The sequence below is a fragment of the Parabacteroides sp. AF17-28 genome, from assembly GCF_003479205.1.
Classification (GTDB): Bacteria; Bacteroidota; Bacteroidia; order Bacteroidales; family Tannerellaceae; genus Parabacteroides; species Parabacteroides acidifaciens.
In genome coordinates, this window is record NZ_QUGV01000004.1 from 37,635 (window position 1) to 61,869 (window position 24,235).

The 24,235-nt window shown below is 49.4% G+C and carries 19 protein-coding genes; 14 read left to right on the plus strand and 5 right to left on the minus strand.

What is annotated here, in order from left to right:
* Positions 1-12: 12 nt before the first annotated feature.
* Entirely contained in the window at positions 13-2,295 is a 2,283-nt protein-coding gene (gene hypF / locus DWW90_RS03725) for a carbamoyltransferase HypF (RefSeq protein ID WP_122344045.1), read from the minus strand.
* 192 nt (positions 2,296-2,487) lie between these two features.
* Here hypF and DWW90_RS03730 point away from each other — a divergent pair, with 192 nt between their 5' ends.
* From DWW90_RS03730 to DWW90_RS03760, 7 genes are read left to right on the plus strand one after another with little or no spacing between them, the layout of a single operon-like run.
* Positions 2,488-2,715, plus strand: a complete 228-nt coding sequence (locus tag DWW90_RS03730; RefSeq protein ID WP_122344046.1) for a HypC/HybG/HupF family hydrogenase formation chaperone — start codon at positions 2,488-2,490, stop codon at positions 2,713-2,715.
* Positions 2,712-3,815, plus strand: a complete 1,104-nt coding sequence (hypD, locus tag DWW90_RS03735) for a hydrogenase formation protein HypD (RefSeq protein ID WP_122344047.1) — start codon at positions 2,712-2,714, stop codon at positions 3,813-3,815. Before DWW90_RS03730 ends, hypD begins: the two co-directional genes overlap by 4 nt.
* Positions 3,816-3,826: 11 nt before the next feature.
* Positions 3,827-4,867, plus strand: a complete 1,041-nt coding sequence (gene hypE, locus DWW90_RS03740) for a hydrogenase expression/formation protein HypE (protein ID WP_122344048.1) — start codon at positions 3,827-3,829, stop codon at positions 4,865-4,867.
* A gap of 35 nt (positions 4,868-4,902) precedes the next feature.
* Positions 4,903-6,000: a hydrogenase small subunit gene (locus DWW90_RS03745; protein WP_122344049.1), complete on the plus strand. Its 1,098-nt coding sequence runs from the start codon at positions 4,903-4,905 to the stop codon at positions 5,998-6,000.
* 40 nt (positions 6,001-6,040) lie between these two features.
* The gene (locus tag DWW90_RS03750) at positions 6,041-7,762 is read left to right on the plus strand and encodes a nickel-dependent hydrogenase large subunit (protein WP_122344050.1); all 1,722 of its coding nucleotides are present in this window, start codon (positions 6,041-6,043) and stop codon (positions 7,760-7,762) included.
* A gap of 12 nt (positions 7,763-7,774) precedes the next feature.
* Positions 7,775-8,515 carry a Ni/Fe-hydrogenase, b-type cytochrome subunit gene (gene cybH / locus DWW90_RS03755; RefSeq protein WP_122344051.1) on the plus strand — a complete coding sequence of 247 codons (741 nt, stop codon included), beginning with the start codon at positions 7,775-7,777 and terminating at the stop codon, positions 8,513-8,515.
* Positions 8,508-8,963 (plus strand): HyaD/HybD family hydrogenase maturation endopeptidase, encoded by a 456-nt coding sequence (locus DWW90_RS03760; protein WP_122344052.1) that lies wholly within the window; start codon positions 8,508-8,510, stop codon positions 8,961-8,963. The genes cybH and DWW90_RS03760 overlap by 8 nt, the downstream gene beginning before the upstream one ends.
* Here DWW90_RS03760 and DWW90_RS03765 read toward each other — a convergent pair.
* The 3 genes from DWW90_RS03765 to DWW90_RS03775 form a co-directional block, all read right to left on the minus strand.
* Positions 8,935-10,173, minus strand: coding sequence for a serpin family protein (locus DWW90_RS03765; protein ID WP_122344053.1), 1,239 nt, complete (start codon positions 10,171-10,173; stop codon positions 8,935-8,937). The two genes, DWW90_RS03760 and DWW90_RS03765, sit on opposite strands and share 29 nt — an antisense overlap.
* A gap of 227 nt (positions 10,174-10,400) precedes the next feature.
* Positions 10,401-11,651, minus strand: a complete 1,251-nt coding sequence (locus tag DWW90_RS03770; protein WP_122333544.1) for an efflux RND transporter periplasmic adaptor subunit — start codon at positions 11,649-11,651, stop codon at positions 10,401-10,403.
* Positions 11,652-11,691: 40 nt separating this feature from the next.
* Positions 11,692-13,029, minus strand: coding sequence for a TolC family protein (locus DWW90_RS03775; RefSeq protein ID WP_115497685.1), 1,338 nt, complete (start codon positions 13,027-13,029; stop codon positions 11,692-11,694).
* 954 nt (positions 13,030-13,983) lie between these two features.
* On the opposite strand from DWW90_RS03775, the gene DWW90_RS03780 reads away from it, so the two are divergent.
* The 7 genes from DWW90_RS03780 to DWW90_RS03815 all read left to right on the plus strand — a co-directional run bounded on the left by DWW90_RS03780 (position 13,984) and on the right by DWW90_RS03815 (position 23,468).
* On the plus strand, positions 13,984-14,574 hold the full coding sequence (locus DWW90_RS03780; protein WP_122344054.1) for a nitroreductase family protein: 591 nt from the start codon (positions 13,984-13,986) through the stop codon (positions 14,572-14,574).
* Between the two features lie 39 nt (positions 14,575-14,613).
* Positions 14,614-15,969 carry a sigma-54 dependent transcriptional regulator gene (locus tag DWW90_RS03785; RefSeq protein ID WP_115497689.1) on the plus strand — a complete coding sequence of 452 codons (1,356 nt, stop codon included), beginning with the start codon at positions 14,614-14,616 and terminating at the stop codon, positions 15,967-15,969.
* Positions 15,969-17,285, plus strand: coding sequence for a PAS domain-containing sensor histidine kinase (locus tag DWW90_RS03790; protein WP_122344055.1), 1,317 nt, complete (start codon positions 15,969-15,971; stop codon positions 17,283-17,285). The genes DWW90_RS03785 and DWW90_RS03790 overlap by 1 nt, the downstream gene beginning before the upstream one ends.
* 80 nt (positions 17,286-17,365) lie before the next feature.
* The gene (locus tag DWW90_RS03795) at positions 17,366-18,619 is read left to right on the plus strand and encodes an Nramp family divalent metal transporter (RefSeq protein WP_122344056.1); all 1,254 of its coding nucleotides are present in this window, start codon (positions 17,366-17,368) and stop codon (positions 18,617-18,619) included.
* Positions 18,620-19,337: 718 nt separating this feature from the next.
* Positions 19,338-21,080, plus strand: coding sequence for a glutamine--tRNA ligase/YqeY domain fusion protein (locus DWW90_RS03805; protein ID WP_122344058.1), 1,743 nt, complete (start codon positions 19,338-19,340; stop codon positions 21,078-21,080).
* A 31-nt stretch (positions 21,081-21,111) separates the two neighbouring features.
* A complete protein-coding gene (locus tag DWW90_RS03810) occupies positions 21,112-22,557 on the plus strand; it encodes a tetratricopeptide repeat protein (protein WP_122344059.1) in 1,446 nt (481 codons plus the stop codon).
* Positions 22,558-22,559: 2 nt separating this feature from the next.
* A complete protein-coding gene (locus DWW90_RS03815; protein WP_122344060.1) occupies positions 22,560-23,468 on the plus strand; it encodes a DUF368 domain-containing protein in 909 nt (302 codons plus the stop codon).
* A 23-nt stretch (positions 23,469-23,491) separates the two neighbouring features.
* On the opposite strand, the gene pgl is transcribed toward DWW90_RS03815, so the two are convergent.
* On the minus strand, positions 23,492-24,196 hold the full coding sequence (pgl, locus tag DWW90_RS03820; RefSeq protein WP_122344061.1) for a 6-phosphogluconolactonase: 705 nt from the start codon (positions 24,194-24,196) through the stop codon (positions 23,492-23,494).
* Positions 24,197-24,235 lie beyond the last annotated feature (39 nt).

Consider the following 24,235-nt stretch of genomic DNA (forward strand, 5'->3'; position numbering starts at 1 on the left):
TTTAAATCAATACTACTTTCCTTCATACAGAGAAGCAGCAATTGCCAGTTGTCCGACCGCTATTCCTCCGTCATTGCAGGGAATACGTCCCGGAACATATAAAGGAATGCTTTCCTTGACAAACATACGCTGCAACTGCTCCGTCAAACGTTTGTTCTGAAAGCAACCGCCGGAAATCACAACCTTCTCCACTCCCGTTTGCAACCTGTACAGCTTCGCTTTCTCCAACAACAACCATGACAGCGTATTATGGAAGCGGGAGGACAGATCACCTGCCGGAACGCCTGCATTCAGATCCTCTAAGATTCCTTTCAGCACCGGACGCATGGAAATAACCTCTTCTTCTATTAGAACAGAATAACGGCTTTGATGTTCATCCGATGCTAATTGTTCCAACTTGACAGGTGCTTCTGCTTGATGCGTAGAAACATCGCAAACACCCAATAACGAGGCGACAGCATCGAACAGTCTGCCTGCACTGGACGTATAAGGCGTATTAATGCCTTTCTCCATCATCTTCAGAAGCATTTGTATTTTAGCCTCTCCGATTCGCTGCACAAAGCCGGAAGGAAAAGGTAGTTCATCCCCGAAATAATGCCACAGGCAGGCAACCGCCATGCGCCAAGGCTCCGTCGAAGCTTTGTCACCTCCCGGAAGCGGCACATATTCCAGATGCGAAAGCCGCTTATAGCTCCTGCGATCGCAAAGGAAAATCTCACCGCCCCACGCCTTGCCGTCATCGCCTAAGCCCGTACCGTCCAGCACGAGTGCGATCACCGGCTCATCGAGGCCATATTCCAACATACAAGCTGCCGCATGTGCATGATGATGCTGTACGTGCAGCAAAGGGAGATGCAGGTCCGAAGAGAGACGTTCCGCTTCGCGAGACGAAAGATAGTCAGGATGTAAATCGCACACCAAGCGGGACGGCCGGAAACGGAAAAGATGCCGGAAACGTTCGAGCGACTCTGTGTAAAACCGGTATGTTTCCCAATTCTTCAGATCGCCGATATACTGGCTTTGCAGGATCGTCTCCCCTTTTCCCAATGCAAAAGTGTTCACCTTTTCAGCACCGAAAGCCAAAATTCCTTCCACCGGCATATCGGCAAAGAAAGGCTCTGGCACATATCCACGCGAGCGGCGCATCAGGCAAGGCTGTCCACCGCAAACCTGCAGGACGGAATCATCCACCCGGTTATGGATATCCCGATTATGATGAAGCAAAAGCGGCACTTTCCCCGCCAGTTGCCTTTCGGCTTCTCCAGGCGTAATGGCAATCGGGCAATCGCTGAGATTACCGCTCGTCATTACTAACACAGGCGTATCCAACCGTTCGAACCAATCTTCATGGATCGGCATATAAGGAAGCATACACCCTAAAGTTTGCATCCCCGGATTGACAGAGGCGGCCAGCGGACGGCGTTGTTTCAGCAACACGATCGGACGGCGCCACGAAAGGAGACATTCCTCTTCGACCCCGTTCAACCATGCAAACTGCCGGACCTGTTCCGGATTGCGGAACATCACGGCAAAAGGCTTCCCGTCGCGCTGTTTGATCTCCCGAAGGCGGGCGACAGCCTGCTCGTTCGTCGCGTCGCAGACCAGATGATAACCGCCGATCCCTTTTGCCGCGATCACCTCTCCTTCCCCAAGCAAGCGGGATGAGAGGGCGAGCAGCTCCGGATAGTCCGTCAGTGTTTCTCTGTTATATAATGTGTAGTAAGAAGGCCCGCAATGGTTACAGGCAACCGGTTCGGCATGAAAGCGGCGATCGCTGACGGTCGTATATTCCTTCCGGCATTCGGAGCACATCGGAAAAGCCGACATAGTCGTCTGCCGCCTGTCGTAAGGCAGATCGCAGATAATGGAAAAGCGCGGCCCGCAAAGGGTACAGTTGATAAAAGGATATTGCAGGCGGTGCGGTTGCGCCTTCCTGTCGCGCAGACATTCAGGACAGACGGCAATATCGGGAGCTACCTGCGTCACTTCGTCCGAATCCGAACGACTGGGAGTAATACGAAAATCCGTATAGGGGTTTTCTGCCATCACTATTTCCGAAACCGAGATACGATGGATGGAAGCCACGACCGGATGTTCGCGCCGGATGCGCCCGATAAGCTGTTCACGCTGCAAGGCTGTCAAGGCGGCACGGATGCAGACCCCGTTGTTCCGGTTGTCCACCTCTCCGCTAATTCCCATCTCACTGGCTATGCGATAAATAAACGGGCGGAAGCCTACTCCCTGTACTAAACCCTGAATGGTCAGAACTGATATGACAACACCCGTCTTTTTCATCTTTTCAATTTACGTTTTGACAAATGTAACCCCTTTCCTAAGAATAAACAAACATGCCGAATGGCTATTTTCTATAACCCTTATAAATTATATCTATCCGGGAGATAAACAGAAATGTGTGATATGATACATTTCTTCTGAACATATTGCCTACTTTTGGAGTTAGATAAATATAACAAAGATTATACTACTATGTGTCTTGCTATACCTGGAAAAATACTGAGCGTCGACGATTCTATTCCTGAGCTTAAAATGGCTAAAGTAGATTTTAGCGGGATTGTGAAAAACATCTGCATCCAATGGGTCAATGCAGGTGAAGGTGATTATGTCCTGGCACATGCCGGGATGGCGATTGCCGTTGTCGATGCCGAACAGGCTTGCGAAACGCTGGAAGATCTGAAGAAACTGACAATCGAATGAAATATATCGACGAATACCGGGATACGGAACAGGTCCGGTCACTTGTGCGGGCTATCCGGAAGGTGGTGACGAAACCCTGGCATATCATGGAGATATGCGGAGGACAGACGCATGCCATTGCCCGATATCGCCTGGAAGAGATGCTGCCGGAAAAGGTCAGGCTGCTTCATGGACCGGGCTGCCCGGTCTGTGTGACACCTGTCGGGATTATCGACCGGGCGCTCGGACTGGCGAAACGGCCGGATGTCATATTGGCCTCTTTCGGCGATATGATGCGCGTGCCGGGAAGCCGGGAAGACCTGCTCCGGGTGAAGGCACACGGGGCGGATGTCCGAATGTTGTACTCGCCGTTGGACGCCGTAGACCTGGCTGTCCGCTATCCGGATAAGCAAATTGTATTTTTCGCGATAGGGTTTGAGACGACTGCCCCTGTGCACATGATGGCCCTGAAAGAAGCGATACGCCGGAAACTGGATAACTTCTCTTTACTCACCTCCCTGTTCATGGTTCCACCGGCCATAGAGGCGATCTTGACAGACGCCGGGTCACGCGTGGACGGTTTCCTGACAGCTGGTCATGTCTGTGCTATAACCGGGAACGAAGCCTATCACCACCTGGCTGCCCGCTATAAAACACCGATGGTCGTCACCGGGTTCGAACCGGCCGACCTGCTCTATGGTATTTACCGCTGCCTGCTTCAGTTGGAAGCGGGTATATATAAGGTTGAAAATGCCTATAAACGGGCTGTTCCCGAAGAGGGAAATCCGGCAGCCCGCGCCCTGATGGCGGAGATGCTTGAAAGCTGTGACCAGGAATGGCGTGGAATTGGGATAATTCCGCAAAGCGGGATGCGTCTGCAAGAAGCGTTTGCACGATACGATGCCGCCCGACGTTTCCCCTTGTCGGCTGACGAGCAGTCTCTTTGCGATTCCGCGCCGAGCGTGGGAAGGGAGCGGTGCATCGCCGGCGACATCATGCGGGGAATCAAACAAACCAAAGACTGCCCCTTCTTTGGGACCCGCTGTACTCCGGAACATCCGGTCGGTGCACCGATGGTTTCATCGGAAGGTGTATGTGCAGCTTATTATAAATACAAATAAGACAACGAGATATGATAACAACCAATTGTCCCCTCCCTTTTACCGACTCCGACTGCGTGCTACTGGCACATGGCGGCGGGGGACGGCTGACGCACGAACTGATCAGCGGCATTTTCTACCCTGCCTTCCGCAACCCGTTGTTGGAACAGGACCACGACGGATGCGTCTTTCCAGTGGAAGCCGGGCGGATGGCCTGCTCGACCGATTCCTTCGTAGTAGACCCGATCTTCTTTCCCGGCGGTGATATCGGCGATCTGGCCGTGAACGGGACAGTGAATGACCTTGCCTGCTGTGGCGCCCGTCCGCTTTACCTGACAGCTGGGTTTATACTGGAAGAAGGGCTTCCGCTGTCTGACCTCCGACGCATTGTCAAGTCGATGAAAGCGGCTGCCGAACGGGCTGGCGTGCAGATCGTGGCTGGCGATACGAAAGTGGTGGAACGGGGCAAATGCGACAAACTGTTCATCAATACAAGCGGCATCGGTGTCGTACGCGAAGGTGTCCGCATCTCCCCCGACAGGGCACAACCCGGCGACGTGGTGATATGCAGCGGACCGATCGGCCCTCACGGCATCACCATCCTCTCCGCCCGCGAAAGCCTCGGATTCGAGACAAACCTGAAAAGCGACACGGTTTCGCTGAACAATATGATTGCCGGCTTGTTGGATTCTATAGAGGACGTCCATGTCCTGCGCGACCCCACGCGGGGAGGCGTGAGCGGGACACTGAACGAGATCGCACAGGCTGCCGGCGTGGAGATCATCCTGGACGAGGCTTCGCTGCCCATCCCGGATGCTGTGCGTGGAGCTTCGGAGATATTGGGCCTCGATCCGCTTTATGTGGCCAACGAGGGCCTGGTGCTGGCAATCCTGCCGGAAGAGAAGGCGGACAAAGCGCTCGCCATCATGCGAAACTGTCCCGAAGGGAAAGGTGCTGCCGTTATTGGCCATATCGGCATGAAAGGCAAACCGTTGGTGAAGATGAAGACCTTGTATGGCAACTACCGGATCGTCGATATGCTCAGCGGGGAACAGTTGCCGAGGATATGCTGATTTAGGGAGAAGAAAGAAACACAAATGACTAAGATATGGATAATAAAAGACCGTCTATCTACGAAGAATGCCTGGAGAAAGGCATCTCGCGCCGGGATTTCCTGAAATTCTGTACCACCGTTGCCGCCCTGATCGGACTCGAATCGAGCGGTGTGGCACAAGTAGTAAAAGCACTCGAAACGAAGCCCCGACTACCTGTCATCTGGCTCCACCTGCAGGAATGCACCTGCTGTAGCGAATCGTTCATCCGCTCCTATCATCCTACGGTGGGTAACCTGCTGTTCGATAACATCTCGCTCGACTACACCGAGACGCTGATGGCTGCCTCCGGTTTCCAGGCTGAAGCCTGCAAAGAGGAGACCATGAAGAAATATTGGGGAGAATATCTCCTGATGATTGAAGGCTCCATCCCTACCCGCGATGAAGCCTACTGCTGTGTCGGCGGAAAGAGCGCGATGCAGATCGTCGAAGAATGTGCCGAAGGGGCAAAAGCGATCATCGCATGGGGCAACTGCGCATCGGCCGGCTGCGTACAAGCCGCCAACCCTAATCCGACAGGAGCGAAAGCCATCCACAAACTGATCAAAGGCAAACCGCTGATGAACGTGCAGGGTTGCCCTCCTATCGCCGACGTAATGACAGGCGTTATCGTCTATATGCTGACCTACGACCGCATGCCGCAGCTCGACGCATTAGGACGTCCGAAGATGTTCTACAACCGCCGCGTACACGACACCTGCTACCGCCGTGCCAACTTCGATGCCGGCCTCTTTGTCGAAAGTTTCGACGACGAGAATGCCAAACGCGGTTACTGCCTTTACAAGGTTGGCTGCAAAGGGCCGAACACCTATAATTCCTGCGGTATAATCAAATGGAACGAGAGCACCAGCTACCCGATCCAGAGCGGGCATCCTTGCTTAGGGTGCAGCGAAGCGGGGTTCTGGGATATGAGCCCCTTCTATAAACGACTGCCCGACGTGCATGGCTTCGGTATTGAGGCAACTGCCGACCAGATCGGCCTGGCAGTCGGCGCCGCGACAGTTGCCGGCATTGCCGTACACGCCGTAGCCACTAACATACGCAAGAAGGAACTGATCGACAACGACGAGCCTGAAAGCAAATCCACAATCTAATCTCCATTTCTTAATTATCAATTATTAATTCAAAAGAGTCATGTCAGAAAGAATAGTAGTAGACCCGCTTACCCGCATAGAAGGCCATCTTCGTGTAGAGGCTGAAATAGAGAACGGTAAGATCAAGGACGCATATAGCTCCGGCACAATGGTGCGCGGAATCGAGACAATCGTGAAAGACCGCGACCCGCGCGATGCCTGGGTATTCGTAGGACGTGTCTGCGGGGTTTGTACCTCCATCCACTCCCTTTGTTCTGTCAGGGCGGTTGAGAATGCGTTCGATATCGTGATACCTCCCAATGCCCAACTGGTGCGCAACATCATGGAGGCAGTTTTATATATGCACGACCATGTCGTCCATTTTTACCAGTTGCATGCGCTCGACTGGGTAGACGTCGTCTCCGCCCTCAAAGCCGATCCCGCCCAGGCTTCTGTCCTTGCCCAACAACTCTCGCCCTGGCCGAAAAGTTCTGTCGGCTATTTCACAGCACTGAAAGAACGGCTCACGAAGTTTGTCGGCAGCGGACAGCTCGGCATCTTCGCCAACGGCTACTGGGGACATCCGGCCTATAAACTGACACCCGAACAGAACCTGATTGCCGTAGCCCACTATCTCGAAGCCCTCGAATGGCAGAAGGAAGTGGTTAAAGTGCATGCCGTTTTCGGCGGTAAGAACCCGCATCCGAACTACTTAGTAGGCGGTATGCCGTGCAGCATCGACCTGAACGAGGCAAACGCCGTCAACACCGAGCGTCTGGACCTGGTCAAACAAAAGTTACAAGAAGCAAAGACCTTTATCGACCAAGTTTATGTGCCCGACCTGCTGATGATCGCGAATGTCTACAAGGACGAATGGAGCAAAATCGGCGGCGGCGTCAGGAACTATCTCTCCTACGGTGATTTCCCGATGTTCGAATATGGGGATACGGACAGCTACAAGATGCCGCGCGGGACCGTCCTGGATCGCGACCTGAGCCGAGTACATCCCGTCGATGCCAACTCATCCGAAGAGATCAAAGAATATATCTACCACTCCTGGTACACCTATACGCAAGGCGACAAAGCCGGCCTGCACCCGTACGAAGGCGAAACGAACCTGAACTACACCGGCCCCCGTCCGCCCTATACACATCTGGATGTAAAAGACAAATACAGCTGGATCAAGACGCCGCGCTGGAAGGAAGAACCGATGGAAGTCGGTCCGCTGGCCCGTATGATCGTAGCATATGCCGCCGGCAAGGAACCGCAAAAGACCCTGATCGACGACACCCTGAAACAGCTCGACCTGCCGGCCGAAGCCCTCTTCTCGACCCTCGGACGCACGGCTGCCCGCGGACTGGAAAGCAAGTTGGCTGCTGACTGGGCATTGGAGTTCTACGACCGCCTGATCAAGAACTTAGAGAACGGCGATTCCCGCATGGTCAACCATTATATGTGGGAAAAGGAAACCTGGCCCAAACAGGCGCAAGGTGTCGGCCTGACCGAAGCGCCGCGCGGGGCCCTCGCCCACTTCATTGTGATCGAGGACAAGAAGATAAAGAACTACCAGATGGTCGTGCCAACAACCTGGAACGCCTCCCCGCGTGACGAAAAGGGCATCCTTTCCGCTTACGAATCGGCCCTGATCGGTACTCCGGTGTACGATCCGAAACAGCCGTTGGAGATTCTCCGTACCATCCACTCGTTCGACCCCTGCTTAGCTTGTGCCGTGCACCTGTACGACGAAGAGGGGAAATATGTGCATCAAATGGATATGTTTTAATCATGCAGTTCAATGAAAAGTCGTAAGAAACGTTTAAGAGAAGTATATGTGTGGGAGCTTCCCGTGCGCATCTATCACTGGCTGAATGCACTCTGTATCGTGATACTCTGCATCACCGGTTTCATCATAGCCGATCCGCCCGCCATCATGACAGAAACGGAGGCTAACTTCAGTTATTGGTTCGGGACGGTGCGCTTTATCCATTTTGTGGCGGCGTTCGTGTTCTTCTTCAACTTCGTTTTCCGCCTGTATTGGGGATTCGTCGGGAACCGGTATGCGCGCTGGAACAACTTCATCCCGCTGAAGAAGTCGCAATGGAAAGAGATTGTCGAAGTGATAAAAGTGGATATCCTGATGATCAAGAACAAGCCGGTAGACAGTATCGGGCATAACGCGTTGGCGAGTGTGATCTATTTCGGCATCTTCTGGGCGTTCCTGCTGCAATCCATAACCGGATTCGGCCTGTATGCCAAGATGAGCGAATCTATATTTCCGCAACTCTTCGCCTGGACAGTCCCGTTAATAGGCGGCGATCTGGTGGCACGCGAGATTCATCATTTCCTGATGTGGTTCTTCATCCTTTTCGCGATCGTGCACATTTACCTGGTGTTCTACCACGATTATATCGAGCAACGCGGCGAAACGTCTTCCATCATCGGCGGTTGGAAGTTTATCGAAGAAGAGATTGCCGATAAGGAAGAAGTTACGGAGACAGCCGAAACAATCACCAAATCAGCCCGTAAAAATGAATGAAAAGATATTGATCCTGGGTGTCGGCAACCTGCTGTTGAAAGACGAAGGTGTCGGCATCCACGTAATCCGCGCCTTAGAAAATGAGGAACTGCCTCCCAACGTCTCCCTGATGGACGGCGGGACAGGCGGATTGCACCTGATCGCCTGGATACAGGATTACGACCGCATTATCATGGTCGACGCCACACTCGACGATAATCCGCCGGGCACCATCCGCCTGATCCGTCCGCGCTATGCAACAGACTTCCCTCCGCTTATGAGTGCGCACGAGATCGGTCTCCGGGACATGATCGAGGCAATGATACTGACAGGAAAATTGCCGGATATCCAGCTGATCGTTATCTCCGCAGCGGATATCAGCGAGGTGGGAATGGAACTGACGCCTGTTGTGGAAGCGGCAGTTCCGAAGGTGGTGGAGCTTATTCGATCCTGTTTATCTCACCAATGAAATAGATCGCGCCCGTGCTGTATTCGCTGATCAGATAAATAAACGGGCGGTTCACGAAGAAATCCATCTTCTGTATCTCCGGTCTCGGGCCCGGCGAAGAAACCCAGCCCTCGCCCATTGTGACGGCTTCAGCTTTCGTCCCTTCTTCGTCTACCTCTATGCGGGCTTTCTGCAAGGCGCGCGACAGGAAAATCCGTTCCCGGCTTAGTTTGGAGAAGTCTGCATCCGCGGCGGAAAATGCCGATGTGATGCCTAACGCCTGCAAAACATCATTCAGTTCAATATCGTATGAAGTCGAGAAACGGGGCAGCTTCAAATGAATCTGATAACCGTTACGGTTCCCGGGAAGCAGCCTCCACGACTCACCCGTCAATGAGGCGATCACTTCGGCATTCGTCACTCCTTCGTCCGGCAATAGGATCGACATGGAAAACGCGCCGTTGCCGTACGAGCGTGACAACATACGGAACTTCTCATGCTCGCAAACAACGCCGGAAAAAGAGGCATTCATCATCTGCACCTCCTGTTCACGTCCCTGTGCATCGGTAAAGAGATCCTTTTTCGTATTGCTTATCTCGAAAGGCGTGCTCCATTCGCCCCGGAAAGCAATTGCATTCAATAAATAGATGCTGGCATTCGGATTGATCTCATCCAATATCTTCGGAATCCGGCCATCCGTATTCTTGGAAGTCCAGTCGTTGATCTGCTTCAAGGCATCCGGTTTGGAGAAATCCAGGTTACGCACAATGGCTTTATAATAGGACTCATTCGCCTCCCGGAAAGCCGGCAACACGTTAAGTCCGTTTCTTACCCAAATGGAGTTTGCCGTATGAACCGTTACCTGCGGGTCGATGTCGGCAGAGGCGACAAGCATCTTCTGGTTATACGCATTTATCTCATCAGGCTGCGCTCCCTCAAATCCCAATGTCCGGGCGATCTCTTCCGCTGTCTTTCCGGCCGCTCCGTTATTAAGCATGGACATCATGTAGTTGACACTGATCGGCGACAGGATTATATTAGTCGGCTGTGCATGGCTGCTGCTGACCTGGCGGAACAGGGAAAAGGCGAAATCGTTGCCTGCATCGGCAAGGGCTTGTTCGGACTTGGTCAACGGAATATCCGTGCGGTCTTTTTTAGGCACAACATCATCGCCATTATCACAAGAGGCGAACGCACAAAGTACAAATAAGGCAAAAACAAGTTTCTTCATGATTCTTTTCGTTTTATAATTAGTTTATATACAATAAATGCAAGGCGAAAAGAAACCTTGCATCATCTTCAGATAAAATTTTGAAGTGTGTCAAAACTGCCCTGTTCCCGCGCTTGACGCGGGATCGCATTAAAACCGACCGTATAAACAATTGATTGATAAGGCCTGTTCTATTGCGGCCCCGCGTCAAGCGCGGGGACAAGGGGATTTTGACACACTCACCAATATTATTCCAATACTAAAACCTCGTTGTCCTTATAGCTTTCGTAGCTGGAAACGATAACTTTCTCGCCTGCTTCCAGACCGTCGATCACTTCATAGTACTGCGGGTTCTGACGGCCGATCTTGATCTTGCGGCGATAAGCCTTCTTGCCGTCTTTGTCGAGTACGAAAATCCAGCTGCCGCCCGTACTCTGGAAGAATGTTCCACGCGGGATGATGATGCTTTCTGTCGGCTTACCAAGTTCCAGACTGATATAATAAGTCTGTCCGCTGCGGATATTATCGGGACGTTCGCCTGTGAAAACGAAATCCGTACGGAACTTGCCGTCACGCACTTCCGGATAAACCTTGCGTACGCTCAATGCGAAGTTAGCACCCTGGCGTTCGAAAGTTGCAGATAATCCCTGCTTTACGCGGTCGATATAATGTTCGTCGATCATGACTTCGATCTTATAATCCGAGAGGTCGTTGATCTGTCCGATCTTCTGTCCGGCAGAAACATTCTGGCCTAAAACTACATCCAGCAAACCCAACTCTCCGTCGATCTGTGAACGGACATTCAGGTGTTCTTTCCGTTCGTGTACCAATGCGATATTTTTACGCATATTAGCCAAACTGGTCTCCATTTCTTCCATCTGGATTGTACGGGAGATGGAATCCTGACGCAAACGTTCTACAACCAAATTATATTTCTTGCTTGCCAGTTCATAGTCTTCTTGCGCTTTCAGAAACTCTTCCTTGGCAATCAGGTTTTCTTCATACAGCTTCTTCTGTTGGTTGTACGCACGGCGAAAGCGTGTGATATCCACATCTAATTGAGCCTTTTCCAACTGGTTGTTCAGCTTATCCTGCTCCATTGCCACCTGTGTGTTACGCAGGAAGTTCTGCTTTTCCGCCAACTGAGCTTCCGCATCCAGAATCTGCAGGTCGAGGCCGGAATTGGAAAGACGGACAATAACATCCCCTTTCTTCACCTGTGCGCCTTCTTCCACTACTTTTTCCTGCACGATACCGCCTTCTTCGGGGCTAAGCTGCACAACCGTGATCGGCTGCACCTGTCCGTCCACGCGAACAAAGTCGTTGAACTGTTCCTTTGTCACATTCCCGATGTTAATACCGCGGGCATCCACCTTCAATGTCGAAGCATGATCACCGAAAATGATCCATCCTACCAAAACCAGGAAAAAAGCACCACCTGCTACATAAGGAATATGCTTCTTCTGAAGACCTTTCTTTTTTTCTAACTGTATATCCATGATTGTATGTTTTTATTTCTTATTTTTCAGTTCTAAATTCTCAATTCTCATTTATAAGCGGCTGGCCCTTATAGTAATCGACTTGCCTGCATTTCATCAGATATAATAGACGCCTCTGTAAAAGATCGGCTTTTGAGTTCAGTAAAGTCGTTGCATTTGTCTGTACATCGAGCGGGCTCATCAATCCCTCTTCAAATTTACGAAGTGTAACCTGATATGCCAAATCATCAGCTTTTACTTTCTTTTCCATCTGAATCGTTTCCTTTGCATAACCTTCTCTGTCGAGAACAGCCAATTCTACATCTTTCTGCAGCTGGCGAAGTGTCTCCGTTTGCTTTTCGTAAGCGATCCGGACATTATTGCGGGCCCGGCGCAGATTAGTTATACGTGATAAGCCATCGAACAATGGAAAACTAAAACTGAAATAAATATATTCCCCGCGGTTATTCTTAAACTGGCTTTTGAAAGAAGATGCAGCAGTTTCAGATTTTAAATTTTCAAAATAGCTGGTCGAAATACCGGCTTCGACAGACAGAGACGGAAGCAACTTCCCTTTTGTTATTAAATAGTTCATTTTACTGGTTTTCAACTGAAATTCGGCCTGCAAGGCGGTCGGGTTATTTGCCATGGCATAATCCTGTATCGCACTGATAGACTCTTCGGCCCGTATGCTTTCTACCTGTGGTACAGCCGTATCGACTTCCAGTTCCAAATCGGAAGGATAGTTCATCGCATTCTTCAACGTCATCATCGCCGTATTGTAGAGATTCTGCTGATGCGTCAGATTATAGTCGTCACCGGCAGCCTGCGACTCGATCTGGGCAACATCCGCCTTACCTTTAAGCCCTAATTCTTCCTGACGTTGGGTTTTATATAAAAGGCGCTTACTATCTTCCAACTTATCGGCACACATTTTTACCAGTCCCTGGTAATACACAACAGTAATATAGGCATCCATAATACTGATTGCCAAATCATCTTTCTGTTTCTGCAAATCATTTCTACCCATGTGACGGTTCACATTGGCCAGACGCCATTGGTTAATCAACTGTCCTCCTCTGAAAAGCGGCAATGAAGCATAAGCTCCATAGCCATTATTAAAGGTTGACGTATTTACATAAGTATTAGTTCCCGGGTCAACAGAACGACCGAACCTGTATTGAGCATCGACCTGCGTACTGATAGTAGGTAAAAAAGAGGCTACAGCCGACTGTTGCTCGGCTTGATATGTATTATTTGTATAGGCCTGTTGTTTCACCTTCGGACTGTTTTCCACCGCATACCGCATGCAATCGTCCAAACTCCAGATTTTATCCTGCGCCAACATCGGGGCAAGCAGGCTAAACGAAAGAACTGTTGTAATTATTATCTTTTTCATTGCTGTATTATTTTCTACCTGATAAAATGCAAAGAGCGTGCCAAAATAGTCAATCCATTATAATACAAAGCATTAATAATATATTCATTTTGAACGAGTGTCAAAAAATTGGACAGTGCTGTAAAAGAATTAGACAATGGCAAAAGCCTTTTTTATTCAGGGATTCATTTTTTTTGCAGAACTGAACTATCCCGTTCCCGCGCTCCGACGCGGGATCGCAAAGGAACAGGTTTTGTCCTAAACTGGTAAATGATGATTCAGGATGCGGCAGGCTATTTTGCGATCCCGCGTCGGGGCGCGGGAACGAGGTAGTTCACTTTTTCTTAAATTCGATCCCCTCTAACTTTCAACTCTTAACTTTCAACTTTCAACTACTTAGGGGGGCTTATTGTATAAAACGCATTTTTCAGGTTTAAGAGAGACTCGAAATCTAATAAATGTTAATCCGCTTTTTGGGCGTCAAAATGGGACTTTTTCCTCTTTTTTGAGTGTTTTCCGCCATTACGACCGTCCTAATCTCTATTACGACCGTGCTAATAGGTAGTGCACTCGGCACCTCGCGAAGATTAGGACGGTCGTAATGGCGATTTGAACGGTCATAATTGGAAAAAGGACCGTTTTAAGGGCAAAAAAGCACCTGAATTTCCTTGGGATATTAGGGACGCCGTCCGTTTTATTTTCAAATATTCGATTCTCCGGGAGTTAAGCTTTATCACATTGTCGGCGTTTCCATCTTTCAGTAATCAAATTGCACGCTTTTTGGAATGGGCTCGGCACCTCATTTTCTCTGTTGTCATCCGCAAAGGCTAAAACCATGAAAAGAGTCAATCCAAAACCGATCAGAATTTCGGACGAAATAGAAAAACGGACAAAAAGAGGGTTATTGTAAATTTTGTCGAATAATTGGTTATATTCGCACAATCATAAACGAGTTACATCATATATTATAGAAATATGAAATGGATATACTTTTTTGCCGTATCATCACTCATGATGATTGCCTGTAATGATAGCAAGACAACAAAAGAGAACGAAAGTGTCAACCAGACATTGCAAACTATTTTCAACCGCAAAAGCGTACGGAAATATACGGAACGACCAGTTGAAAAAGAAAAATTAGAAATGCTTGTCCGTGCAGGCATGGCTGCGCCTTCTTCGCGCGACCGCCGCCCCTGGGAGTTTGTGATTGTGACGGACCGCGATCTTTTGGACACAATGGGAGACGGCTTGCCTTTGGCACGTATGCTGAAAGATACCAAACAGGCTATTATCGTATGCGGAGATACGCTTAAGTCGAATAATGCCTGGATGCTCGACTGTTCGACGGCCGCCCAAAACATACTGCTTGCCGCCGAATCAATGGGCCTGGGAGCCGTATGGACAGCCGCCTATCCTTATCCCGAACGGATGCAGGTCGTGCGGGACGCCTTGCAACTTCCGGAACATATCATTCCCCTGACCGTAATTCCGCTCGGCTATCCGACAGGTCAGGAAAAGCCTAAAAATAAATTCAACGAACAGCAGATACATTATAACAAATGGTGAGAATAAATTATCTTTGCATCTCAAATACAAGAAAAATACATGACAAAACAAGGCACCATACTGGTTGTAGACGATAACAAAGGAATCCTTACCGCAGTACAGATGCTGTTGGGCACTTGCTTCGAGAAGGTGATTACCATTTCTACTCCGAATAAGATAAAATCCACATTGCACGATGAGAATATAGATGTTGTTCTGTTGGATATGAATTTCAGCGCCGGCATCAATACCGGCAACGAAGGGCTGTTCTGGCTCTCGGAAATAAAGAAGGAAGATGCATCGATACAGGTCGTTCTTTTTACGGCATACGCGGATATCGACCTTGCCGTACGGGGAATCAAGGAAGGAGCGACCGATTTTGTCGTCAAGCCCTGGGACAACGCCAAGCTGCTGGAAACGTTGCGGACTGCCTATAACATACGGATAGCCAACCGCAAAGGCATCGCACTTGCCGACAACAAGCTGGTCGTCTCCAAAGAAAGCGGCATGTTCTGGGGAGAAAGTAGCGCCATGCAACAACTCCGCTCCCTGATCGAAAAGGTCGCCCGGACGGATGCCAACATCCTGGTCACCGGTGAGAACGGAACAGGTAAGGAAATGCTTGCCCGCGAAATACATATGCTTTCCAACCGGAAGAAAGAGACATTGGTCCCGGTCGATATGGGAGCCATCACGGAAACGCTTTTTGAAAGCGAACTGTTCGGCCACGTCAAAGGAGCTTTTACCGATGCGCGAGCAGACCGACCGGGAAAATTCGAGGTGGCCAACAACGGTACGCTCTTCTTAGATGAGATCGGGAACCTCTCCTATCACCTGCAAGCCAAGCTGTTGACCGTCCTGCAACGCCGCAGCATCGTCCGCGTGGGAAGCAACACGCCCATTCCGGTCAATATCCGACTGATCTGCGCGACAAACCGCGACTTGCAGGAAATGGTTGAGAAAGGCGATTTTCGCGAAGACTTGCTCTATCGCATCAATACGATTCATGTAGAGATTCCGCCCCTTCGCGAACGGCCGGAAGACATCGTTCCCCTCACCGAAATATTCCTGTCCAAATATGCCAATATCTATGGAAAAACAACCATGCACCTCAGTCCGGATGCCAAAGAGAAACTGAGCGCACAGCCCTGGTTCGGAAACATCCGGGAACTGGAACACACCATCGAAAAGGCGGTTATCATTGCCGAAGGAAACGTGTTGGAGGGAAACGATTTCGATTTTCCGCGTGCCAAAAAGGAATCGGCGACAAAAGAAGCGACGACTTTGGAAGAAATGGAATACAACATGATAAAGAGCGCCATGGACAAATACAGCGGTAACCTGTCGCTCGTCGCCAGCCAGTTGGGAATCTCCCGGCAGACGCTGTATAACAAGATCAAACGATACGAACTGTAATGCTGAAAGGGATTTTCCATAATTTCTATCTCCGTCTGGCAGTATTTATCATACTGACGGTAGCAGAGACCTGGTTTGCTCTCCAAAAGGAGTGGATATGGTTCATCCCGCTTATGGCCGTATGGATTTTTCTGCTCCGGCAAATCCTGTTGTCGGACAAACGGAATGCCCAGAAAGTCGCGTTTATGTTCGATGCGATCGACAACAGCGACTATGCATTCCAATATGCGACACGCGGCCGTTCGTCCAACGATAAGCTGGTCAGCGAGTCGTTAAACCGTATTACCCAGATTCTTTTCCAGGCAAAGGCAGACGCTGCGCAGAAAGAGAAATATTACGAGCTGATCATGAACTCGGTCAACACCGGTATCATCGTGCTCGACGACAATGGTGTGATCTTCCAGACCAACAACGAAGCCTTGCGGCTGTTGGGAATGTCGGTCTTCACCAATGTCCGCCAACTCGGGCGTATCGACGAAAATCTGGAAAACACCGTGCGGAACATCCAGCCGGGCGACAAACATCAGATATCGTTTACCAACGAACGCGGCAACGTACACTTGTCTATCCGTGTTTCCGAAATGACCTTGCAGGAAAAGCACGTGCGCATCCTGGCGATCAACGATATCAACAGCGAGCTGGATGAGAAGGAAATCGACTCCTGGATACGCCTGACACGCGTCCTGACGCACGAGATCATGAACTCCGTCACGCCTATCACTTCACTCAGCGACACGCTCCTCTCCCTCCATGAAAATGCGGACGACGATATACGCAGCGGCCTGGAAGTGATCAGCACGACCGGAAAAAGTCTGATTTCGTTTGTGGAGTCTTATCGGAAATTCACGCATATCCCGACGCCTGAACCTTCCCTGTTCTATGTCCAAAAGTTCGTAGAACGCATGGTGAAACTCGCCCGTCATCACAACAACTTCCCGAACATCACGATCAACGTCAGCGTCGAGCCGTCCGACCTGATCGTCTATGCGGACGAGAACCTGATTTCGCAGGTTGTCCTGAATCTGCTGAAAAACGCCATGCAGGCAATCGGAAGCGAGCAGGAAGACGGCCTGATCGAAGTAAAAGCCTATTGTAACGAAGAGGAAGCCGTCCTGATAGAAGTCAGCAACAACGGCCCCGTCATTCCGCAGGAAGAGGCCGAACATATTTTCGTACCATTCTTCACGACCAAAGAGGGCGGCAGCGGCATCGGGCTGTCCATCTCCCGCCAGATCATGCGCCTGTCCGGAGGAAGCATCGCCCTCAAGAGCGCTCCGGCAGCCAAACGGACAACGTTTATTCTGACGTTCCCTTGATGAAGGGATAAAAATTATCAATTATCATAAACATTTCAAACGCCAAATGTTTTATATCTTTGAGCCGTAAATAAAGATTTATGAACATATTAGACAAACTCAAAATCAATCACCGTCCAAGCGCGGGAGCTTTGGATCTTCTGAAATATATCGGTCCGGGACTGTTAGTTACTGTGGGGTTTATCGATCCGGGGAACTGGGCGACTAATTTGGCGGCGGGTTCGGAATTCGGATATGCGCTGCTTTGGGTGGTTACGTTTTCTTCTATCATGCTGATTATTATCCAACATAACGTTGCGCACTTAGGAATTGTAACCGGGCTTTGCCTGTCGGAAGCGACCAATAAATATATGCCGCGTACATTGAGCCGCCCGATCCTGATTTCGGCGATGCTCGCCAGTGTTTCCACTTCATTAGCGGAGATTTTAGGTGGAGCCATTGCCCTTCGGATGCTGTTCGGGATGCCGATTAAGGTCGGGGCTGTGATCGTGACCATTGCCTGCTTAGGCATGTTGATGACCAACACATACAGTAAGATCGAACGCTGGATCATCATGTTCGTTTCGATCATCGGACTGTCTTTCCTCTATGAACTGGCGCTGGTCGACGTGCAGTGGGGAGCCGCCATCGAAGGCTGGATAAAACCGACTTTCCCGGAAAACTCCATGCTGATAATCATGAGTGTATTGGGTGCTGTCGTGATGCCGCACAACCTGTTCCTGCACTCGGAAGTCATTCAGAGCCGCGAATGGAACCTGGAAGATGAGCCGGTTATCAAAAAGCAGTTGAAATATGAGTTCTACGACACATTGCTGTCAATGGTTATCGGTTGGGCAATCAATTCGGCGATGATTATCCTGGCTGCATCGGCTTTCTATAAACACAATATAGCAGTGGATGAACTGGACCAGGCGCAACAACTGTTGGTCCCATTGGTAGGAAGCAATGCGGGAGCTATCTTTGCCGGGGCGCTTCTGCTGGCAGGTATTTCATCCACGATCACATCCGGAATTGCCGGAGCCTCAATTTTTGCCGGCTTCTATGGCGAGGCATACAATCATAAAGACCTCCATTCCAAATTGGGAGTCCTGCTGTCGTTTGTCCCTGCCCTGCTCATTATCTTCATTGTCGGCGATCCGTTCAAGGGGCTGATCTATTCGCAGATGTTGTTAAGCGTGCAGCTCCCGATCACTGTTTTTACACAAGTCTACCTGACATCCAGTAAAAAAGTCATGGGCAAATTCGTTAATACACGTTCCACGACGATCCTGTTGATTGCTTTAGGGACGCTTGTAACGGTTTTGAACGTCGCACTTCTGATAAGTCTGATTTAATACAATAACCCCCTGTTAAAATCCGGGCGGATATGGGGATGTGTCAAAAGTAAGTTCTAACGCTTTAGCGTGTCATTGCGGGCTTGACCCGCAACCTTATACTAAACTGATTTACAGTGATTAGAATGAGATGGCGGGTCAAGCCCGCCAGGACACAGATGCTATAAATAGGACTTTTGACACATCCCCTTCCGCGTCCGCCTGAAATCTTGTCTGCAGGCGTCTTTATTTTCATGCAAGTGTAACCGAAGTTCCATGGGCATGAAATCGAAATTCCATGCCCATGAAAATAAAATTTCATGCAGACTGATTAAAAAAGACATTTTGACAGAATTTGGAAGAGGTAAATATTCTTTGAAAAAACACAGATAAATGCCTTGAAGTTTTACAAGAAATATACAATAAGCCTCAGATTCGGATTGGAATTAATGGTGCAATAACTCCCATTAATGAGGTGAAAACCCCAATTAAAGAGGTAAAAACCCCCATTAATGGGACAATAACTCCCCAAAAAAGCATGTTAAGTACACAAAGTAAAGTAAAGGAAAGAAAAGGAAAATAAAGGAAAGGAAAATAAATCTTATTATTATCATCATCATCGTGTGTGCGCGAGAGAGGTCGTGATCGTGGATGAAAAGATTTTTCGATTATCAGTTGCATTCCGCCCTTTATTTTTGTATCTTTGCAAACTTTGAATAGAAAACATTTAACTACAAAGATGAGCGATATCAAAACGAACGAAGAAGAAGGCAAAAAGAGCTTGAACTTCATTGAAGCAATGGTTGAAAAAGACTTGGCGGAAGGTAAAAACGGCAAACGCGTACAGACCCGTTTCCCGCCCGAACCAAACGGATACCTGCATATCGGACATGCCAAAGCCATCTGCCTGGATTTCGGTATTGCCGAACAGTATGGCGGCGTCTGCAACCTGCGCTTCGACGACACAAACCCCGTAAAAGAAGATTTGGAATACGTGGATGCCATCAAGGAAGACATTGAATGGCTGGGTTACCACTGGAATAATATATATTACGCATCCGATTACTTCCAGCAACTCTGGGACTTTGCAGTCCAGCTGATCAAAGAAGGAAAAGCATACGTCGACGAGCAGACTTCCGAACAAATTGCGGCCCAGAAAGGGACGCCGACGCAACCGGGAACAAACAGCCCGTACCGCGACCGGCCGATCGAAGAGAGCCTGGAACTGTTCAACAAGATGAACAGCGGCGAGCTGGAAGAAGGCTCGATGGTGTTGCGCGCCAAGATCGACATGGCCAATTCAAACATGCACTTCCGCGACCCGATCATCTACCGCATCGTCAAGACTCCGCACCACCGCACAGGCGACAAGTGGAAAGCCTATCCGATGTACGACTTTGCACACGGACAGAGCGACTTCTTCGAAGGCGTCACCCATTCGCTGTGCACACTCGAATTTGTGGTACACCGCCCGCTGTATGATCTCTTCATCGACTGGCTGAAAGAGGGCAAAGACCTGAACGACAACCGTCCGCGTCAGACCGAGTTCAACAAACTGAACCTGAGCTACACGCTGATGAGCAAGCGTAACCTGTTGACGTTGGTGAAGGAAGGACTGGTTAACGATTGGGACGATCCGCGTATGCCGACGATCTGCGGTTTCCGCCGTCGCGGTTATTCACCGGAATCCATTCACAAGTTTATCGACAAGATCGGTTACACGACTTACGATGCGTTGAACGAATTTGCCTTGTTGGAAAGCGCTGTTCGCGAAGATCTTAACACCCGTGCCACCCGCGTGTCGGCCGTTCTGAATCCGGTCAAGCTGATTATCACCAACTATCCCGAGGGACAGGTTGAAGAGATGGAAGCGATCAATAATCCGGAAGATCCGTCGGCAGGAAGCCATACGATCGAATTCAGCCGCGAGCTGTGGATAGAACGCGAAGACTTCATGGAAGATGCTCCGAAAAAGTTCTTCCGCATGACGCCGGGACAGGAAGTGCGTCTGAAAAACGCCTACATCGTGAAATGTACAGGCTGCAAGAAAGACGCTGACGGCAATATCGAAGAAATCTATTGCGAATACGACCCGAACACGAAGAGCGGTATGCCGGACAGTAACCGGAAGGTGAAAGGCACGCTCCACTGGTTGAGCTGCGCACACTGCCTGCCTGCCGAAGTACGCCTGTACGACCGCTTGTGGAACGTGGAGAATCCGCGCGACGAATTGGCTGCCATTCGCGAAGCCAAGAACTGTTCGCCGTTGGAAGCAATGAAAGAGATCATCAACCCCGACTCGCTGAAAATACTGGAAAACTGCTATGTCGAAAAGTTCCTGGCAAATGCCAAACCGCTCGATTACCTGCAGTTTCAACGTATCGGTTATTTCAATGTGGATAAAGATTCCACAGCCGGTAAATTAGTCTTTAACCGTACCGTATCCCTGAAAGATACCTGGAGTAAGGTGAAAGATAAATAATGTGCCAATATTTCAATATGCCAATGTGCCAATGAGAAAAAAAGAAGGTATCTCACGTCTGTTACAGCGCTATCTGTCCGGTCACCAGGAAGGCAGGGACGCCTATTTTGATGCCGATGAGATAGATAGCCTGTTGGACAGTTTTGAAGAATCGGACGATTATACTTACTACGATGAAGTCTTGGCCTTAGGTCTGAGGCTTCATCCCGGTAATACCGATTTGCAGGTCAGGCAATGCAAGTCGTTCGTCTATAACGAAGACTATGAAAGTGCACTTGCCCTGATCGAGACAATCGCCGAAACGGACAATCAGGATCTCGACATGCTGCGTCTGGAATGTTACGTCATGCAAGATTCCTATGACAAAGTGATCGGATATACGGAAAAACTCATTGCCGATAAATGCGAATATCTGGAAACTATATTCGAATATATCGCTCCTATCCTGGGCGATGCGGAGATGAATAAAGAGGCACACGATTACATCAATCGCGGGCTGATGCTCTTCCCCGACAATATGATCTTGAAAGACGAGCTTTGCTATAATCTGGAAATTGAAGGCGATATCGAAAAAGCGATCGGGATCTGTAACGAACTGATCGACAAGAATCCTTATTCCAACGATTACTGGTTTACACTCGGCCGCCTCTATTCGATCAGCGGGGATTATGAGAAAGCAATCGAAGCGTTCGACTTTGCCCTTACCTGTGACGATTCGGATGAAGAGTTGAAAATACTGAAGGCCTATTGCCTTTACATGAATGAGAATTATGAAAAGGCAATCGAGGTGTATAACGAAATCGCAACAACTGATGAGATACGCTCCCGTATCACACCGTTGCTTGCCGAATGTTATGTAAAGTTGGAAGATTACGAAAAGGCTTATGACCTATTGAAAGAACAACTTAGCCGGAACGGTTTGCAGGAAGATTCCAGCACTTACATTAATTATATCCGTTGTTGTGTCGAGACAGGACGTGAAAAAGAGGCTTCCGAGAATCTGATGAAAGCCTCCAGGCTGTTTCCTAAAAACGTCCGGATCCTCTCTCTGTTAGCTTTGACGTATCTGGAAAACGGAGAGGAAAAGAAGGCTGTGGAGGTGACAGACCGCCTGTTTAATGTCCTCGACAAGTCGGACGACAAAAATCAGGAAGATTTCGAAAGCCTGTTCCATGCCGGTCAATATCTGTATATGAAAGGGGATATAGACAAGGCTTTGCAATATTATAAGAAAGTCTTCGATGCCAATCCGAAAATGCCTCAGATGCATCTCCACTTAGCAATGGCTTATCTGGCAAAAGGAGATCTGAAACATTTCGGGGAGCATTTCCGGCAGACTTCTCCCAATGAAGTGTTCGAATATCTGAAAAATTCCGGTCTCGATTTTGATAAAATTACCGACGAGACAAACTACAAACATATTGCTCCGGAAGATCTGGTGAAAGAATTCCTCAATAATAAGGATAATAACAACTAAACATGAAAAGAAATCTAAAAGACTACGGCCTCTTAGTTTTAAAAGGCATGGGTATGGGTGCGGCGGATGTCGTGCCCGGCGTATCGGGCGGAACCATCGCCTTCATTGTTGGGATCTATGAAGAGTTGATCGACTCGATCAAAAGTATTAACGCATCCAGCTTGAAACTGCTCTTTACCGGAAAGATTGCGGCTTTCTGGAATGCGATAAATGCAAATTTCCTGTTGTCCATTGTTGCCGGGATCGGGATCAGTATCTTTTCATTAGCCAAGATTATTACCTGGTTGCTGACGGATCATCCGATTCTCGTCTGGTCTTTCTTCTTCGGCCTGGTGCTGGCTTCAACCTGGTTTGTATCCAAAGATATCCGGAAATGGGATTGGAAAACGATCCTGAGCTATATTATCGGAATCGTAGTCGCTTTCTATATAACGGTTGCCACTCCGGCTGAAACGCCGTCCAATCTGCTCTTCATCTTCCTTTGCGGGGCAATTGCCATCTGTGCGATGATCCTGCCGGGGATATCGGGCAGTTTTATTCTGGTGCTTTTAGGTAAATATTTCTACATCATGGAGGCGGTGAAGACATTCAACATACCTGTGATGTTGGTGTTTATCGGTGGTGCAGCGATCGGTATTACGAGTTTCTCACGCATATTGTCATTTGCTCTCCGCCGGTTCCACGACATTACGATTGCCGTACTGGCCGGTTTTATGTTAGGATCGCTGAATAAGGTGTGGCCCTGGAAAGAGACAATCGAGACTTATACGGACAGCCATGGCCTCGTGAAACCTCTCGTAGAGGCGAACATCCTGCCGAACCAGTTTATCGTAGAGGCTGTCGGCCTGATGATCTTAGGCTTTGCACTTGTTTACTTCCTCGAAAAGTTATCGATGAAGACTGCAAAATAAAAACATTCCTATTCGTACGCCCCTTATACAGTCGTGGTATAAACGACCGCCTCCACCGCATGCGTCAGGATATAGGCGGCAGGCGTTGGATTTGTAGGGGAATAGCCTTTTTTCAGTTCCTCCAGCATCTCCTGCTTTCCGGCGCCCAGGACAGGAACCAGCAAAGGCGAATCGTTCAGGATCAGCGGGCCGGTCATCGTGATACGGAACTGGCTCGTTCCCGGATGCTGCGACACGGCATAATTGCGGCTATCGGTCAGAAGCGGCAATGTGTCCGGGAAAATGGATGCCGTATGCGCATCTCCGCCGATTCCCAAGATAATGCAATCGAAATAGGGCAACTGTCCGTGACGGGGCAGATATTCCTTTACAATGCGCGAATAGCGCATCGCTTCCGTCCCCGGCTCCACTTCGCCGTGAATGCGGTGCACATGATCTTCGGGGATATGCAGCGGCTTAAACAAAAGCTCGTTCGCATGGCCATAATTGCTGTCCGGATCAGTCGGCGGCACACAGCGTTCATCCACCCAGAAGAAACGGATATTATCCCAATCGATCTTCTCTTTATATTCTTCCACCCAAAAGGTGAACATCTTCTTGGCCGTCTCTCCCCCCGACAGGGCGAGGTTGAAAGGATGGCCGTCCGTCTTCCGTTCCATATACCCGATCAGGCAGGATGTCATGGCCAGAAGGGCTTCTTTATCGGTTTTAAAATTCTCTATTTTCATAATGAATAATGTGTTAATGTGATAATGTGCCAATATGCC

Excerpts from the sequence above, each read along its gene's own strand:
- hypF (WP_122344045.1), bottom strand. The coding sequence starts at position 2,295 with ATGAAAAAGACGGGTGTTGTCATATCAGTTCTGACCATTCAGGGTTTA.
- DWW90_RS03730 (WP_122344046.1), top strand. The coding sequence starts at position 2,488 with ATGTGTCTTGCTATACCTGGAAAAATACTGAGCGTCGACGATTCTATT.
- hypD (WP_122344047.1), top strand. The coding sequence starts at position 2,712 with ATGAAATATATCGACGAATACCGGGATACGGAACAGGTCCGGTCACTT.
- hypE (WP_122344048.1), top strand. The coding sequence starts at position 3,827 with ATGATAACAACCAATTGTCCCCTCCCTTTTACCGACTCCGACTGCGTG.
- DWW90_RS03745 (WP_122344049.1), top strand. The coding sequence starts at position 4,903 with ATGGATAATAAAAGACCGTCTATCTACGAAGAATGCCTGGAGAAAGGC.
- DWW90_RS03750 (WP_122344050.1), top strand. The coding sequence starts at position 6,041 with ATGTCAGAAAGAATAGTAGTAGACCCGCTTACCCGCATAGAAGGCCAT.
- cybH (WP_122344051.1), top strand. The coding sequence starts at position 7,775 with ATGAAAAGTCGTAAGAAACGTTTAAGAGAAGTATATGTGTGGGAGCTT.
- DWW90_RS03760 (WP_122344052.1), top strand. The coding sequence starts at position 8,508 with ATGAATGAAAAGATATTGATCCTGGGTGTCGGCAACCTGCTGTTGAAA.
- DWW90_RS03765 (WP_122344053.1), bottom strand. The coding sequence starts at position 10,173 with ATGAAGAAACTTGTTTTTGCCTTATTTGTACTTTGTGCGTTCGCCTCT.
- DWW90_RS03770 (WP_122333544.1), bottom strand. The coding sequence starts at position 11,651 with ATGGATATACAGTTAGAAAAAAAGAAAGGTCTTCAGAAGAAGCATATT.
- DWW90_RS03775 (WP_115497685.1), bottom strand. The coding sequence starts at position 13,029 with ATGAAAAAGATAATAATTACAACAGTTCTTTCGTTTAGCCTGCTTGCC.
- DWW90_RS03780 (WP_122344054.1), top strand. The coding sequence starts at position 13,984 with ATGAAATGGATATACTTTTTTGCCGTATCATCACTCATGATGATTGCC.
- DWW90_RS03785 (WP_115497689.1), top strand. The coding sequence starts at position 14,614 with ATGACAAAACAAGGCACCATACTGGTTGTAGACGATAACAAAGGAATC.
- DWW90_RS03790 (WP_122344055.1), top strand. The coding sequence starts at position 15,969 with ATGCTGAAAGGGATTTTCCATAATTTCTATCTCCGTCTGGCAGTATTT.
- DWW90_RS03795 (WP_122344056.1), top strand. The coding sequence starts at position 17,366 with ATGAACATATTAGACAAACTCAAAATCAATCACCGTCCAAGCGCGGGA.
- DWW90_RS03805 (WP_122344058.1), top strand. The coding sequence starts at position 19,338 with ATGAGCGATATCAAAACGAACGAAGAAGAAGGCAAAAAGAGCTTGAAC.
- DWW90_RS03810 (WP_122344059.1), top strand. The coding sequence starts at position 21,112 with ATGAGAAAAAAAGAAGGTATCTCACGTCTGTTACAGCGCTATCTGTCC.
- DWW90_RS03815 (WP_122344060.1), top strand. The coding sequence starts at position 22,560 with ATGAAAAGAAATCTAAAAGACTACGGCCTCTTAGTTTTAAAAGGCATG.
- pgl (WP_122344061.1), bottom strand. The coding sequence starts at position 24,196 with ATGAAAATAGAGAATTTTAAAACCGATAAAGAAGCCCTTCTGGCCATG.